The organism is Cerasibacillus quisquiliarum, assembly GCF_014202495.1.
Taxonomy (GTDB): domain Bacteria; phylum Bacillota; class Bacilli; order Bacillales; family Amphibacillaceae; genus Cerasibacillus; species Cerasibacillus quisquiliarum.
Map to the genome: position 1 here is coordinate 43,918 of NZ_JACHHA010000004.1, position 16,620 is coordinate 60,537.

Below are 16,620 nucleotides of genomic sequence, written 5' to 3' on the forward strand. Positions count from 1 at the left end.
GGCGATGTCATTATCAAGAAAAAAAGTGAAAACAAAACAAAGAAACTGGAAACGGCTTTTTTTTATTCTGCTATCTGTGAACCTTGTTATTATCGGTAGTGTTTGTCTCTTTTTTCTTTGGCCGACAAAACCGCTAAATTTGCCCAAAAGTGAGATTAACTCTAATGACCGATATTCTGAATTTACCATTCGTACGTCGAAAGAAAATGTCAATGAATTAGTCAACGCTTATCTTGATAACTTACTAAGAAAAACAGAACACCATTATCAAATCTCATTAGGGGAAGATGTTCGCTTACTTGGAGAGTTACCTGTTTTTTCCACTAAGGTTCCTTTATCTGTTCGTTTAGAGCCTGAAGTTCAACCCAATGGAGATATCGTTTTAAAACAAAAGTCTATCTCTCTCGGTTTACTTGAGCTGCCTAATAAACAGATTATGAAATATATGAAAACATTTTTACCCGTTCCAAACTGGGTCTATATTGATCCTAATAAAGAAGAAATTTATGTCGCAGTTACCGAAATGGATATCAAAAGTAATTTTCGCGTTAAAGTGGAGACATTTGATTTAACGCGTAATGATATCAATTTAAATATCCAGATTCCATATGAATCATTAGGGATTGAGGATTAATTCGGATGAATGTAAATTCCTATATATCTTGTTTTCGTGTTACTGTCTTTCCAATATAGGCTAATCTTACTGGTGTGGTCATGTTAAAACTACATATGACCACGCCTTTTATTTTGATTAGGCCTAAACTTCTCAGACACGATTGTTTGACGGCTATTCATCATTAGTTAATGTTTAAGGGGCCATTTTCACTAATCAATAAAGAGAGCACTAGACTTGGAGCAATATGAACTGATCATAAAAAATAGTATATAGTAATGGTTTATTGAAATTGTTCTTAGTAATTTAACGGTTACACCACTTTTATATATTATAGTGAATAAAATTTAATGTTCATATTTATATCTGTTGAAATTTATCATTTTATATATTTGCATAAAAGCTAAATGCCTTTTAAAATTTATATAATTTATTTTAATCAAAGAAAGTAGTAGAAAGGTGATATTATGACGGATAACAAGTGGCAATTAGAGAGGTCAAAAACACTCAAAAAAATGCAGTTACTTTTTCCACGAATGACATTTTCCAAACAAGAAAAGCAAATATTTCACAAACAAATGAAAGGATACCACGGAGAAAATAAATTTTATAATTTATTAAAATACAACCTTCCAGAAAACGCTCTTATCCTCAATGACTTGCTACTTAAAAGTAATCATTCGCTTTTCCAAATTGATCATTTACTCGTAAATGCCAATACGATTTTTCACTTTGAAATAAAGAATTTTGAAGGCGAATATTATATTAACAATAACCTTTGGTATGTAAAAGCAACTCAAAAAGAAATTAGAAATCCTTTGCTCCAATTAGAAAAAAGCAGCTATTTATTGCGCCATTTAGTCCAACAGCTTGGCTATAACATACGAGTAAAATCTTATCTAGTATTTATTAATCCAGAATTTACGTTATTTCAACTACCTCTCAATCTCCCTATTATCATGCCAACACAGCTAAACCGATTCGTTCAGAAGTTAAATAGATCCTTCTCTCCCCCAAGTCAAGAGCAACAACGATTAGTTACCGATTTAGAAAAGCTGAATAACACTCATTCCTCCTTTGAACAAATACCGAACTATACCTTTAAAAAACTTAAAAAAGGAATCTTATGTCCTACTTGTTTTTCCTTTTTAGATCGTCATACCCTGAGAACGCTAATTTGTAAAAATTGTGGTTTTAATGAAATCGTTAAACATGCCATCTTAAGAAATATAAAAGAATTTAATTTACTATTCCCCAATAAAAATATCACAACAAACATTATATGTGAATGGTGTGGAAATATCTTTCCTAAATCAACTATAAGAAAAGTTCTATCGAAAAACCTCATTCTTGTTAAAACAGGTCGGCATTCCTATTATGATATTAAAAATATTGTAGAAAACTAAAATGGGTATTCGGATTTTATGGTGGAAAAGGGCTTAAAAGTCTCCCTTTTCCAATTTCTTAATAAGTGTGGAAAAATCGACACCATAGTTTCCTGTTATGACATGGTTTGTTACTTCATCCCAACCGAAAGTATCGTATATCATAACTTTGTTGAAAGCACTTGGATTAAATCGTGGCTTACGTTTCTTATGAAGGTTTTCATTAAACAGTATCTTGGCTCGTAACGCTTCAAATGAGTAGCCTCTACCCATACGTTCAACTTGCCTAATAATGCTGTTTATGGACTCTGTATAAGCGTTAGTGAGTCTTTTGTCGAAGTAGTTGAAGATTTCATTCTGCCAATTGTCTACGGCTCTCACAAGGTCTTTATAAGCGTCTTTAGATTTACTGGATAAACAACGTTGTTTCCAATACCTATAACGATCTCTGGCTTCATCGGAGTCATTTGTGTCCCAGATCCAGTAGAACTCTTCTTTGAGTTCATAAGCTTCTTTCAGTTCAGGGATATGACCTAACCAAGTTTCCAAGAGGAATGAATCCCGTTCATTCAAGTCATGTTTACGTTTCAGAAGGATATATCTCTCACGCATTAGAGTACGCCTTTCTTTTGCAGTCATATTCGCTTTAAGTGACTTTCTGACGTTGTCCAAGGCTTGATTAGCCATACGGACTACATGAAACTTATCTACAACTACTTTAGCCTGTGGCAAGACAGTATTTACTGCATCTTTATAAGGTTTCCACATATCCATTGTGACGTATTCAATGTAATGTCTATCACTAATATTTGAAAGTCTCTGTATAACAGTTTCTTTCTGACGGTTAGGCTTAATATCAAAGATTGTCTTTCGTTCGACATTAGTCAGTACAAGACGGGGTTTACGGATAATATGTATTTCATCTATTCCAAGCCATTTAGGGGTCTCAAATTGGTATTCTCGTTCTTTGAATGCCACGTGATCCTTAAAAACGTTTCTAACGGTCTTTTCATCTACACCAACGCTTTCGGCTACTTCCACAAAGGTCTTAGACATGGATTGTTCTTCAATGGACTCTACCAACCTTTTAGTCATATTACGCTTTTCGTCAATGGATATAAGGCGTTCCCAAAATGTGGAACCACACTCACGACATTTGTAACGTCTACGGTTTAATTGTAAGCCCACTCGCTTTAAACGAATAGGCAAATCCATGATTAGTTGTTTTCGTAAACTGTGTTTGTACAATTTATCAAATCCGCATTCGGAACAATGTTCGGGAGGTTTGATCGCCTCCACTTTAAACATCATATCGGTTTCATTTTCTTGTAGTGGTTCTGTTGTTTTAAGGTCTGGTAGGAATAATAGGTCTGACATATTGTTCATCCTTTATTACGCTGTGGTGTTAAGGTATCAAGTATAGATTTGAAAACAAATCATCATTATTAAATTACTCTGATAGATAAACTCATTTTACTCTTTTTAAATCGGCTTCCTTTATCGAATCACCAGTAATTTCGAAGAGGTATTCTTTGTTCGTCATTAGTTCAAGTGTAATTTCTTTCAATGGTATTCTATTTTCCTCTTTACCTATTAATACAAATTCAAATGTTGCTTCTCCTTCTAAGTCAAAGTCTTCTTGATTAATATATTCTTTTCTAAATGTGTCTCCTTTTTGTATTTTGGAACCATCAGCATTACTCATACCGCCTGTAATTTTATCAATGCTGATTTCTATTGAGTAAAAATCAAAATTAGCATTATTTGTTATACTTAAAATCATGTTATTCTCATTTGGTTCCATAGAATTATCCGTACAAGCCGAAAAAAACATAACTATCAAAAATGAAATTGATAAAAGTAACGATTTCTTCATAAATTCTCAACCCCTTATTAAATTAATTATTTGATTATTTATTCTTGGGTATCCTTATCACTTTGATATTCAAGAATATCCCCAGGCTGACAATCCAAAGCCTTACAAATAGCATCTAAAGTTGATAATCGAATCGCTTTTGCTTTTCCATTTTTCAAAATAGAAATGTTAGCCATAGTGATTCCAACTTTTTCAGATAGTTCTGTTACACTCATTTTTCTTTTTGCTAACATCACATCAATATTAATTATAATTGCCATATTTTTCACCTCAGACCGTTAAATCATTTTCTGATTTTATTTCTATGGCATTTTTTAACAACTTTTGAAGAACCGCAGAAAAAACTGCAATCACAAATGAAGCAAAGATAATTATAAATCCCGCAAGTGCTATTCCAGGGTGTAAGGCATTTTGTGATATAAGAAAAATACTACCTATTACATATAAAATGCTAATGGCATTTGCACAGTATTTTATATTTTTTAACGCATTTACTGAAAACTCCGAGAAAGCATTGTTTTTATCAATGTTGTTTAAAAGTCTTAAAGTCTGATATAAAGCAAAGAAAAATGGTATTGCAGTTACATACAAACCAATTAATACAGGATATTGCAAATAAGCATATTCTGGATACATTTCTGCGGTATAATTTGCTAACCAAGGTAACAAAAATATACACAAAGCAAGTACCGTAATCCCAATAAGAAAAACAGCTATCTTTAAAAAGAGTGTTGTTCCTCGTTCCATAAAAGCACCTCACTTATTTACCGTTATTATTATCCTAATACAAAGTTTATTGTTTTGCAATAAATTATTGTTATTAATTAATATATTATTGTTGTTTTACTATTGTAATTTCTTTTGTTGGTGTGAAATAAAAAAGCATCTCTTTTTTTAGACAGAGATGCTTCGAGAAATATTCAGTGGGGTGCTTACCAAATTCCTCCATACAATAATAATTTGAATACCTAATACAGTCATAACAATAAATTTCTTTTTTCCAGTATGTCGTAACACTTTTACAAGGCATTGGAAAATTTATTTGCAACACTCTTGTTCATTAGAATATTTAAACTTTCTCACAACACATCACTCAACATTCCACCAAATAATCCGATTTAGGCATCCATTGTTTTCAAACTGTTAAAAAAGTAATTCCACCATATATTCCGAAGACCCACTAAAATAATAAGTCGTTCTACGTGCTTAAAACTTGTTTATATGAAGTCTCAGCAGTGATTAGTAAGGCGAAAGAACACGTTAAACCGGCAACATAGGCTTTCGACTGTAAGTAATTCAACGAGAATACACGTTAAACGAACAAACTTACACGCTCAACTATTTCTAACGCAACGAGAGGACACGTTAAACAAACAAACTTATACGCTCGACTATTTCTAACGCAACGAGAATACACGTTAAACGAACAAACTTACACTCTCGACTATTTCTAACGCAACGAGAGGACACGTTAGACATACAAACTTATACGCTCGACTATTTCTAACGCAACGAGAGGACACGTTAGACATACAAACTTATACGCTCAACTATTACTAACGCAACGAGAATACACGTTAAACGAACAAACTTACACGCTCGACTATTTCTAACGCAACGAGAGGACACGTTAAACGAACAAACTTACACTCTCGACTATTTCTAACGCAACGAGAGGACACGTTAGACTAACAACTTACACTCTCAACTATTACTAACGCAACGAGAGTAAACGTTAAACAAACAAACTTACACGCTCAACTATTTCTAACGCAACGAGAGGATACGTTAAACGAGAAGTTTACTCCACTCCGAGAAGTCAAAGAGATGAAATACAAGGAAAGTAAGCAGAAAAAAGCGTGCTTTTAAACAACACGCTTTTTTGTCGTTATCATTCAATCGTATATTTTTTTCATTCGTCCTATTTTTTCTTTCAGGGCTTCAATGACATGGTCTGGCGATAAGACTTTCGCTTGGTCACCCCAAGCTAGTAGCCAACTGATTAGACCGTCTGATAGCTTAACCTTTGTCGTTAACATAAAATGTTCGTCATCAATGGGACGGATGCGAGCATCATGGCCGAATCGATCTAGGATAGCATTGATTAAGTCATTTTTAAACTGGACTTTAAGCCACGTATCCTTACCTGCAAACATATGAAAAGATTGGTTAACATAAGACCCTAAATCAAAGTCTCTTTTGCGAAATCTTTTTTCACTTAGTTCGATGTTACGAATCCGGTCGAGACGATAATGGCGAATTTCATCTTCTTTTATAAATCGTCCGATTAAATAATAATAATCGTTTTGCCAAATTAAGGCATATGGTTCCACTTCATACCGATCACCGTTGCGGTTATATGTAAATTCTTTATTCACATTATATTTCCCGTATTGATATGTAATAACATGTTTATTATGAATCGCTCGATGGACTAAATCAATGTTAATTTTGACTAATTCATAGTCGATATTCGAAGATGGACTAAAAAGAAGTGGGCTCGGTAATGTTTTTGCAATATGTCTACTGGTAAGCTTTTTTATCTTTTCAATTAAACGCTTTTTCTCTTTTGATGTAATAAACCGTGCTGATAAAATGGCGTCATTCAAAAGGCGTAGTTGATATGTTTCGAACAAGCGTGATTGATGACTATAGTAAAGCTTTCCGTATTTCCCTTTATTTTGGATGATTTCAAATCCCATATTTTCTAACACTTCCATATCACGCTTAATCGTCCGCACATCAAAATTTTCATCCATCACGGCTTGCAATCTTTCATTGATTTCCTTAATTGTTAGTTCATGATTCTTATCCGTCTCCGAAAATAAAATATCCTTAAGCTTTAATAATCGATAACTATTTCCCGTTTTCATTATGACATCACCTCTATCTCATCACCATTTCTCTTACTTTATTTTTTAATAAAAACATGAGGGAAGCTTTTTTCATATGGACTATTTCTTCGTTGACCATCATTGGTTGCCTATCATAATCTCCTAAAATACCTTGATAAATTAATGTCATACCTTCTTGACAACGAATATCCTCTGGTTTTGTAAAACAAGTTGGTTTTGTTAGTTTAAAAGATTGACTATGACGTAAAAGTGTTGCAACAAACTGTGAGCAAAAAAATGCACGTTTACGTTTAATCTTAATACGGAATAAAAAGCCTAACAACCCTAGAAAATTATAGCGGTACTGATCTTTGTTTCTTTCAAACTGACTAACAAGATGTCGGATTTGTTCATATTCCGCTTCTGTCAAACGGAATGTATAAAGTGCACAACGAGCATGTCTTAAATATTTGCTACGAATGTCTTCCCTTACAAATCCGCCACTAAATGGATTACGCGGCCTCTTTCTTCCGAAACTGTACACTTCCGTTAATTCCTTATCAAAAGCTATTGAAACATGGTTTAATGATTGTTTTGTATATAAATGGATTAATCGGGATAGATAAGTCCCTGTATCCATGAATAAGATATAAATGATTCGTTCATGCATAGAATTACCTCCGGCTTCTATGTGATGATACGGTTAAGATAGGAAAAGGTTTCACTTATCTACAAATCCCTCCTCGTAACATGTTCATTCACCATGATAAGACATAAATTATTCTCTTCACTTTCAAAACAATGTCTAATAAAACATCATTGATAAATCAGTAACTTATCCGTTAAACTTTCCTTATTATTATTTTATTTTATATGATGGAGGAAAACAAATATGATTACAGTGTATCAAGTCAGTTTACGATTCGGTGATAAGAAGTTGTTTGAAAATGCTAGGACATTGTTACGGGGTTTAGGGCAAATGGAGCTCGGAAATCAACATTTTCATAAATATTATTAGGATAAATCAAGCCACAAACAGGCAGTATCTCCATGCCCGCCTGATCTTTGATTAGCTGTGTTAAAACAAGATCACTTTGCATATAGATGTACCAGTTTTTGAAACTGTTTTAATGAAACATGAAAAATTATATGCTGTTATGTAAGAAAACAATGCAATATATTCGACATTTTTTCAGAAGCGGATGGCATGCGGGCTAATGAATTAGAAAGTGAGTTTGCCGAGATGGGTGGTTGAGAAGCAGAATCTGATACAGCAATTCTCCTTAAAGGATTAGGTATTAATGAACGTTTACACGAGAAAAAATGATGGGATTAACAGAGTCAGAAAAAGTTAAAGTATTATTAGCACAAGATCTATTCGACAATCCAGATATTCTATGATTAGATGAGTCAACAAACGGTTTGGATATCCTAATCATCCAATGATTAGAAAAATTGTGTCCCATGACCGACATTTTCTTAATAAAGTATGCATTGCCGATGTTAACTATGGCACAATTACAACAGCAGATTACGAACATGTATCAATATAATAAAAAATCGCATGAAGTTGGTACGATACGCAACCTCATGCAATTTATTTCACTTTACTTTAACTTAGCAGCTAATTTTTCCAACATATCTTTTGTCATCGCTTGTAAATCATATTGGGCCTTAAAACCCCATTCTTCCTGAGCTGCTGTTGAATCAATACAATTCGGCCAACTGTCAGCAATTTGTTGACGTACTGGATCCACATCATATTCGAGTGTAAATTCTGGAATATACACTTGAATCGCCTTTGCAAAGTCTTCAGGCGCAGCAGAAATGGCGGAAATATTAAAAGCGTTACGATGCTTTAATTGATCAGGATTTGCTTCCATCAGCTGAATAATAGCTGTTAATGCATCTGGCATGTACATCATGTCCATATATGTGCCTTCTTTAATATATGATGTATAACTTTTCTGTTTTATAGCTTCATAGTAAATTTCTACCGCATAATCGGTTGTCCCTCCACCAGGTGGCGTGACGTAAGAAATTAATCCAGGAAAACGAACTCCTCGCGTATCAACCCCAAAACGGTAATAGTAATAATCACATAATAACTCCCCAGATACTTTATTAACACCATACATCGTTGTTGGACGTTGAATCGTATCTTGAGGTGTGTGTTCTTTCGGTGTCGTTGGACCGAATGCACCGATAGAACTTGGTGTAAAAAACTGTAAATCTAGTTCTTTAGCTACTTCTAATGCATTAATTAAACCACCCATATTAATATCCCAGGCACGTTTTGGCATCTTTTCAGCCGTAGCAGATAGTAACGCTGCTAAATGCATAATGGTATCTACTTTGTATTGTTTGGCAACTTCATACAAACGTTTCCCATCTGTAACATCAACTTTTTCAAATGGTCCTGAATAGTTACCTGACTTAATATCAGTTGCAATCACATTGTCTTGCCCATAAATATCACTTAATTTATTAATGAGCTCTGAACCAATTTGGCCAAATGCACCAGTTACTAAAATTCTCTTCATCCTAAAAACCTCTCTTTACTCCGATTGCCCTGATGACACTTTAAATAATATCCATTTCTTTTCCAACTTTTTCATATATTTTGAGGGCATCGTCTAGCATCTCTTTCGTGTGAGCTGCTGTTGGCATATTTCTAACCCGAGCTGTACCTCTTGGAACAGTTGGGAACACAATTGATTTTGCATAGACGCCTTCTTCAAATAGACGTTTACTAAATGCTTGTGCTTTCTTTTCATCACCAATAATACATGGTGTAATTGGTGTTTCACTTTCCCCAATATCAAACCCTAATTTCTGCAAACCAGCTTTTAAATAGTTGCCATTATCCCATAGTTTGTCATGTAGCTCTGTACTTTCCATTAATAATTCAATCGCTTTACGGCTAGCTGCTGCATCCGCAGGTGAAACAGCTGTTGAAAATAAAAATGGTCGTGAGCTTACTTTAAGCCAGTCGATAAGATTTTGTTTTCCAGCGACATAACCACCGATGACACCTATCGCTTTAGAAAGTGTCCCCATTTGTAAGTCAACTTTATCTTGTAAACCAAAATGTTTAACTGTCCCTGCTCCTTTTCCAAGTACACCTGAACCGTGTGCATCGTCAACATAAGTAATTAAGTCAAACTCCTCAGCGATTTCAACAATTTCTGGAAGCTTAGCAATATCACCATCCATTGAAAAAACGCCATCCGTAATAACCATAATTTTCTTATATTGTCCAGATTCAACAGCTTCCTTAGCTTTCTTTCTTAAATCATCCATATCTGAATGGTTAAAGCGGATAATTTTTGCACGAGAGAGACGGCAACCATCAATAATGGATGCATGGTTTAATTCATCAGATAAAATAGCGTCTTCTTTATTCATAATGGCAGAGATAGCAGCCATATTACAATTAAAACCAGATTGATATGAAATCGCTGCCTCTGTGCCTTTGAATTCAGCTATTTTTTTCTCTAATTCAAGGTGGAGATCTAAAGTTCCATTAATTGTTCTAACTGCACCAGCACCAACGCCGTGCGTATCCACTGCTTCTTTGGCTACTTTTTTTAGACGTTCATCTGTTGCTAAACCTAGATAGTTATTAGAAGAAAGATTGATAAGCGACTTGCCGTCTATCTTTATAACTGGGCCATTTGCCCCCTCTACAGGATCGATTGTATTATACATACCACGATCCTTCAGATCTTGAATGCCATCATTTAAAAATGCATCTAATATTTTACTTGACATACTTATTCCTCCTTATTTGTAAGCGTTTTATAAACATTTGTTTTTGTCTGGTGTACATTTTTTTGTTAAATACATCTTATTATATCTATAGTCTACCATATACATATTAAAATGTTTATCTGGAAAAAACAATATATTAAAAGGGAAGCATTTTTTAATGCTTCCCTGCCATACTCAAATTTATTCATTTACTTGTCTAATACTGTAACTTTAACTGTACGTACGCCCCATTTTTTTGCTTCTTGTTTAGTTGGTACGTGAATATCAATTTTATTTCCTTTTATTGCTCCACCAGTATCACCAGCAATCGCATAACCATAACCTTCAACATGGACACGTGAACCGAGTGGAATAACATTAGGATCTACAGCAATAACCTTTTTGTTGCGATCATGATTTAAATTAATTCCTGTTGCCGTAACTCCTGAACACCCTTTACATTGTGCTGTATATGCAGTTGCTGTGACAGTTAGTGTTTTTCCTTCTGGTTGTTCTTGACGATTTGATTGATTTTTTTCTTGTTGTCCAGTTGCTTTTTCTTTGACTTGTTTTGATTGCTGCTTCGGCTGTTTAGATCTCGTCATAGACTCATTTTTAATCTCATGACCTTCACTCTTCATGTGTAATTTTTGGCCAACTAATATAATGTCCGAGTCTAAACCATTCCACTCCTTCAATTCATCAACCGTCACATGATGGGCTTTCGCTATCCCGTATAATGTATCATCTTTCTTAACTGTATATGCTTCTTGAACAACAAGTTTTTGTTTTGGTTGAATAACGGTTGTATCTAAGTTGTTCATCTCTATTAATTGATCGACTGTAAGTTCGAATTGATTAGCGATAGTCCATAAGTTATCCCCTTTTTGTACGGAATAATCTTCTGCTGATGCGGTAGATAGACTCGCACCTACTAACAATAGCCCCATTGACATGGATGCAAATATTTTCTTCATTGTAGTCCCTCCTTGAGTATACACTAGGTAAGCTTAACATAGAAAACGCCTCTATGCGGTTACAAGACTTTTAAAAGTCTATTACAAGGGTTACCACAATTAGAAAAAAATATAACAAACATGCTAGATTTGTAATATAAGTGTATTTATATGACGGTTGTTTGATTTTTTATTTGATTCATGTTGTTATTTATTTTCTGTTTAACAATCGCTTATATTGACAAAATAAAAAAGGCCCTCATAATAAGGACCTTTTTCATTATTACTTAACTGGTTCTTCTTCAGTAACTCCCATTTGATACAGTCTTAAATCAGATGCTTTATCAATTGAGTAGTTAGTGACACGTTTATTAACCGGTACAATTTCAGCACGGTAAAGTGTTGGGAATACTGGAATTTCTTCTACCATAAATTCTTGCCACTCTTTATATGCTTCTTGACGGTATTTTTCATCAAATGCTTCTTCTGATAAACCTTTCGCTAACAGTTCATCGTTTTTATCACTTTGATAACGTGGGAAGTTAAAGATAGCTTCTGGACCGTATAAACCTGATGGGTCTACGTCACTTGCTACACCCCATGCCCCTTGATAAACATCTACTTCAGGGTCATCGTTACCTTCATTACCTACACGCTCATAGAACGTTTGGAATTCTTGTAGACGGCCATCTAGTAACTGAACGTTTAAACCAACTTCTTTCCATGCTTGGATATAATATTGTGCTAACGGTTCAGCTGTGTCGCCTCCGTCCATAGAAGCAAAGTTAATCACGAGCTTCTCACCATCTGGTGTCATACGGAAGCCATCTTCATCTCTTTCAGTATAGCCTGCTTCATCTAAGATTTCATTTGCTTTATCCGGATCATATGTCGGTGCTTCAATTGTTTCATCATGGTATGTCGGATGTGACGGTGGAATTAATGTTGTCGCATTCCAACGTAAGCCGTGATAGAACTTCTTACCTACCGCATCGTTATCAACTGCATACCACATTGCTCTTCTTAAATTCACATCTGCCATCTTAGCATTTGGATCTGGTTTAACACGTTTGTTCTTTTTATCCCAAGTTCCGAGTTTAAAGCCGATATACGTATAGGCCATATCAACATCGCCTAAAAATTCTACGTTTTCCATATCCGCATTATCAGGATATTGATCTGTTGGGAAAGAACTTGCCATATCAATAGAACCATTTTCCAACTCATTTACAACTACTTGAGGTCCAACGACTTTAACTGTTACTTTATCTAGTGCTGGTTCACCTCTCCAGTAGTCTTTAAACTTCTTTAAGACAACAGATTCGCCTGGTACGATCTTTTCAACTTGGTATGGTCCCATACCGATTGGGTTTTTACGCACGGCATCTGATGATGACATATCTTTTACAGGAATATCTTTAAAAATATGCTTCGGAAGTGCATAAGTCCAAATACCACCTGATAAAAGTGATGGTGTCGCTTCTTTATACGTAATTTTTAACTGTTTATCATTTAAAACTTCAATACCTGAAATGCTGTCCGCCTTACCATCATGGTATTCTTCAATACCTTCAATATTTCTTAATGTTGCATCAAAGCGAACGCCGTCATAATCTGGATGTGCAATGACTTCATGAGCGAATGCCCAGTCTTCTGCTTTTACTGGCTCACCATCTTGCCATTTAACTTCATCACGAATTGTAAATGTGAATGTCTTTTTATCATCACTTACTTCGAATGTAGCTGCTCCGTCTTGTGTAAAATTATAACTTTCATCCATATCAAGTAATGATTCATCCATCCACTTTAGGATTTCATTATCAACTGCATCTGAATAGAAGTTATAGTTTAAAGTCCCTGCAAATGGAGAATCTGTTACAAGACCAAAAATAAACTCTCCACCTTCAATTGGCTCTCCATCGTTCGATGTATCTTTAGAGAAGTCATCGATTGAATATAAACCTTCTTCGTTTTTTGACTCTTCTTTTGCTTTGTCGGAGCTTTTTTTGTCTGCATCGTCTCCGCCTTTGCCACAAGCAGCAAGTGCGAGTACGAGTGCAAGCATAAGTGCTAGGAGCACTTTACCAAAACGTTTGTTACTCATGTTATTTTCCTCCTAATTTATATGATTTTCACGGTTACCCGTTTTATATATACACACCACTAAGATGAGTTAGGGTGGTGGTATCAGAATCAACCCATTCTATTTAAGATCTCCTGCAGCGAATGGAACTGCATTCATCGATGAAACACTTGTAAAAAACCGTGCAACATTCAAAAATCAGCTCATATTCAGAATTTAATTGGCAAAAGCGAAGGCCAAATTTGGCCCTCTTAGGTGTTTAACCTCTTCGCTGTCTTGCATCTGTTGCGCGCTTTAATGCTTGTCCAACATTATTAACACTTAACATTAACAGTAAAATTAAGAGTGCTGCAGGTACCCAAATCCACCATCTATATTGCAATGTTTGTGGGTTTGTCGCATAACTTAGTAAAGTTCCTAAGCTCGGAGTGCTTTCTGGGAAACCAAAGCCTAAGAAAGAAAGTCCAGATTCCAAACCAATATTAGCAGCTAAATTTAATGTCATATTCACAATAATAATTGAACTTAAATTCGGTAAAACTTGTGTAAACATAATTTTTAAATTGGATGAACCGAGTGTTTTCGATGCTTGTACATAATCGAGTTCTTTTTCCGCCAATGTTTTCGAACGAATGAGCCTTGCAATACCCATCCACAAGAAAGCAGTCATAATTAATGAGAATGTCCAAACACTGTATTTAGGAACTAATGCAACGAATACGATAACGATCATTAAAAATGGTAAGACCATCATAAAATCAAGGATACGCATTAATATATTGTCTACATGACCGCCAAAATATCCTGCTGTTAAGCCATAAATTATTCCAAACACGCCTGTCATCAGCGTTACTAAGAAGCCAATTGCAAGGGAATTCCTTGTTCCGATAATCAATTGACCGAATACATCACGACCACCATAATCTGTTCCGAGTATAAATTCATCTGAAGGTGGTTGATGAATCGATAATAAATCTACTTTTACAATTTGATCTTGATCTAAGATTAACGATACCCCAAATACAATCGTCGTAATTAAAACGATAAAAATGAGTGATATAAGAGCGACTTTATCACGGACAATTTCACGCCACAATATCTTTAAACCGGTTGGACTCTCACTATTTATTTGTTCTGGTTGTTCTACTGTTTCTACCATTGTTGTATCATCTTTTTTCATTTATGTTCACCTACCTTATTCACTTTCGTTCTATTTAATTCGGATGCGTGGGTCCACCAAGCTTAAAATAATGTCTGATAATAAAGCTCCTAAAATTGTTGCTATACCGAATAATAATGTAAGCGAAGTTGCTACACTATAATCACGTTGTACAATTGATTCTAAAAATAGTTGTCCCATTCCTGGATAACTGAAAATACTTTCAACGAACACAGTTCCGCCAATTAGTCCCGTAATCTCATAACCGAAGAAAGCAGCAATTGGTAAGAGAGAGTTGCGTAAAATATGACGGTTATATATCCGAGATTCCGAAGCCCCTTTGGCTCTTGCAGTTAAAATAAAATCCTTCTGTTTCGTATCAATGATTTCATTACGTAAATATTGAACCGTACTAACTGTCGTAATAAGCGCCATAGATAAGGCAGGTAAAAGCATATGATAGATCCGGTTCATAACATATTCAAACGTTCCTGATTCCACCCCTGGCTGGACACTTCCGCCTGTTGGGAACCATCCTAATGTAAAACCGAAAAACCATAACATGACAAGAGCGAATATAAATAATGGTGTTGCAAAGCCGATATATGTGTATCCCGTAATAACGCGATCTAGCCATGTATCATTATAGCGACCACTAATTAAACCTAAAGGTATCGATATCGCATATATTAAGACAAGTGTTAATAAAGACAACCAGACAGTATTGGCTAAGCGTTGACCAATAAGTTCTGTCACTGGCATCTTATAGCGAAAGGACATACCTAAATCGCCCTGAAATAAATCTTTTACCCAGTTAGCATATTGAATATGCCACGGGTCATTTAACCCAAGCTTCTCCCGTTGTTCCGCAATCGTTTCTGGATCAATATTTGGATCAATGAGTCCTGATAGTGCATCTCCCGGCATCATCTTTGCCATGATAAAAATGAGTACACTTAATAAAATAATTTGCGGAATCATTATTAATATTCGACGTACCGTAAATTTCCACATAAACTATCAACCTTTCTTAGGCAAAGCTACTAAATGTGTATCAGAGATGGATTGTAAATCATATGCTAAGCCATTTTCATCAAAGTAGTCATTAAATGATTGCTCATACTCTCTTTGGACCTCTTGCCTAAATTTAGCATGTTCTTTCCGTTTATTAGGGTCAATATCTGGAATAGCAGCTACAAGGCGTTTCGTATATATATGTTGTGGGTTATTAAAGATATCCTCTGTCGTGCCTTCTTCGACATAACGTCCTTTATACATAATTCCAATCCGATTACACATATGACGAATGACACCTAAATCATGGCTAATAAACAAATACGTTAAATCAAGTTCTTTTTGAATATCTTGCATAAAGTTAAGAACTTGTGCTTGTACAGATACATCTAAAGCAGATACAGGTTCATCAGCGATTATTAATTTTGGTTTCAAGGCAATGGCACGAGCAATCCCAATCCGCTGTCTCTGACCTCCTGAGAATTGGTGTGGATATTTCAAAATGCTCTCTGGGCTTAATCCGACTAATTCCAATAGCTCTTGAACTCTTTTTTTCTCCTCTTGACGTGATAATTTCTCAAAGTTTCGTAACGGTTCCGCTACAATGTCTAATACACGCTTTCTAGGATTAAGTGATGAATAAGGATCTTGGAAAATCATTTGTACATCTTTATAATAATCTGCCTTCGCTCTTCTATAAGAAGTAATGTCTTTTCCTTCAAATAATACGTTTCCTGAAGTAATTTTGTTCAAACCGATTATAGCGCGACCTGTTGTCGTTTTCCCTGAACCAGATTCACCTACGAGACCATATGTCATCCCTTTTTCAATGGAAAATGATACACCGTCTACTGCTTTCACATAGTCAACGGTTCTTCCGAATATGCCACCTTTTATAGGAAAATGCACCTTTAAATCTTTTACTTTCAAAATTGACATCTCGATAT

The 16,620-nt window shown here is 35.0% G+C and carries 15 protein-coding genes and 1 pseudogene; 3 read left to right on the top strand and 13 right to left on the bottom strand.

The window, feature by feature from the left end:
- Positions 1–4 precede the first annotated feature (4 nt).
- Entirely contained in the window at positions 5–634 is a 630-nt protein-coding gene (locus HNQ35_RS06130) for a YpmS family protein (RefSeq protein WP_146938537.1), read from the top strand.
- Positions 635–1,080: 446 nt separating this feature from the next.
- The gene (locus HNQ35_RS06135; protein WP_146938536.1) at positions 1,081–2,019 is read left to right on the top strand and encodes a nuclease-related domain-containing protein; all 939 of its coding nucleotides are present in this window, start codon (positions 1,081–1,083) and stop codon (positions 2,017–2,019) included.
- 33 nt (positions 2,020–2,052) lie between these two features.
- Here HNQ35_RS06135 and HNQ35_RS06140 read toward each other — a convergent pair whose 3' ends face one another.
- The 6 genes from HNQ35_RS06140 to HNQ35_RS06165 all read right to left on the bottom strand — a co-directional run bounded on the left by HNQ35_RS06140 (position 2,053) and on the right by HNQ35_RS06165 (position 7,378).
- On the bottom strand, positions 2,053–3,375 hold the full coding sequence (locus HNQ35_RS06140) for an ISL3 family transposase (protein ID WP_146938535.1): 1,323 nt from the start codon (positions 3,373–3,375) through the stop codon (positions 2,053–2,055).
- 91 nt (positions 3,376–3,466) lie between these two features.
- Entirely contained in the window at positions 3,467–3,874 is a 408-nt protein-coding gene (locus HNQ35_RS06145; RefSeq protein ID WP_146938534.1) for a hypothetical protein, read from the bottom strand.
- 38 nt (positions 3,875–3,912) lie between these two features.
- Positions 3,913–4,134, bottom strand: a complete 222-nt coding sequence (locus HNQ35_RS06150) for a helix-turn-helix domain-containing protein (RefSeq protein WP_094245812.1) — start codon at positions 4,132–4,134, stop codon at positions 3,913–3,915.
- Positions 4,135–4,144: 10 nt separating this feature from the next.
- Positions 4,145–4,621, bottom strand: coding sequence for a DUF2975 domain-containing protein (locus HNQ35_RS06155; RefSeq protein WP_094245811.1), 477 nt, complete (start codon positions 4,619–4,621; stop codon positions 4,145–4,147).
- 1,148 nt (positions 4,622–5,769) lie between these two features.
- Positions 5,770–6,747, bottom strand: a complete 978-nt coding sequence (locus HNQ35_RS06160) for a helix-turn-helix transcriptional regulator (RefSeq protein WP_146938533.1) — start codon at positions 6,745–6,747, stop codon at positions 5,770–5,772.
- A gap of 13 nt (positions 6,748–6,760) precedes the next feature.
- On the bottom strand, positions 6,761–7,378 hold the full coding sequence (locus HNQ35_RS06165; protein ID WP_146938532.1) for a hypothetical protein: 618 nt from the start codon (positions 7,376–7,378) through the stop codon (positions 6,761–6,763).
- A gap of 222 nt (positions 7,379–7,600) precedes the next feature.
- Here HNQ35_RS06165 and HNQ35_RS14195 point away from each other — a divergent pair.
- A pseudogene (locus HNQ35_RS14195) lies at positions 7,601–8,228 on the top strand (ATP-binding cassette domain-containing protein); the annotation flags it as partial.
- A gap of 87 nt (positions 8,229–8,315) precedes the next feature.
- Here the strand turns inward: HNQ35_RS14195 and HNQ35_RS06170 are convergent.
- The 7 genes from HNQ35_RS06170 to HNQ35_RS06200 all read right to left on the bottom strand — a co-directional run bounded on the left by HNQ35_RS06170 (position 8,316) and on the right by HNQ35_RS06200 (position 16,612).
- Positions 8,316–9,251 carry an L-threonine 3-dehydrogenase gene (locus tag HNQ35_RS06170; protein WP_146938531.1) on the bottom strand — a complete coding sequence of 312 codons (936 nt, stop codon included), beginning with the start codon at positions 9,249–9,251 and terminating at the stop codon, positions 8,316–8,318.
- A 40-nt stretch (positions 9,252–9,291) separates the two neighbouring features.
- On the bottom strand, positions 9,292–10,482 hold the full coding sequence (locus HNQ35_RS06175; protein WP_146938530.1) for a glycine C-acetyltransferase: 1,191 nt from the start codon (positions 10,480–10,482) through the stop codon (positions 9,292–9,294).
- A 188-nt stretch (positions 10,483–10,670) separates the two neighbouring features.
- Entirely contained in the window at positions 10,671–11,438 is a 768-nt protein-coding gene (locus HNQ35_RS06180) for a 3D domain-containing protein (RefSeq protein ID WP_146938529.1), read from the bottom strand.
- Between the two features lie 262 nt (positions 11,439–11,700).
- Positions 11,701–13,521 (bottom strand): oligopeptide ABC transporter substrate-binding protein, encoded by a 1,821-nt coding sequence (gene opp4A / locus HNQ35_RS06185; RefSeq protein ID WP_183330127.1) that lies wholly within the window; start codon positions 13,519–13,521, stop codon positions 11,701–11,703.
- 238 nt (positions 13,522–13,759) lie between these two features.
- The gene (locus HNQ35_RS06190) at positions 13,760–14,659 is read right to left on the bottom strand and encodes an ABC transporter permease (protein ID WP_146936444.1); all 900 of its coding nucleotides are present in this window, start codon (positions 14,657–14,659) and stop codon (positions 13,760–13,762) included.
- Positions 14,660–14,710: 51 nt separating this feature from the next.
- Positions 14,711–15,673, bottom strand: coding sequence for an oligopeptide ABC transporter permease (opp4B, locus tag HNQ35_RS06195; protein ID WP_146936395.1), 963 nt, complete (start codon positions 15,671–15,673; stop codon positions 14,711–14,713).
- Between the two features lie 6 nt (positions 15,674–15,679).
- Positions 15,680–16,612, bottom strand: a complete 933-nt coding sequence (locus HNQ35_RS06200; RefSeq protein WP_146936397.1) for an ABC transporter ATP-binding protein — start codon at positions 16,610–16,612, stop codon at positions 15,680–15,682.
- Positions 16,613–16,620: the final 8 nt, after the last annotated feature.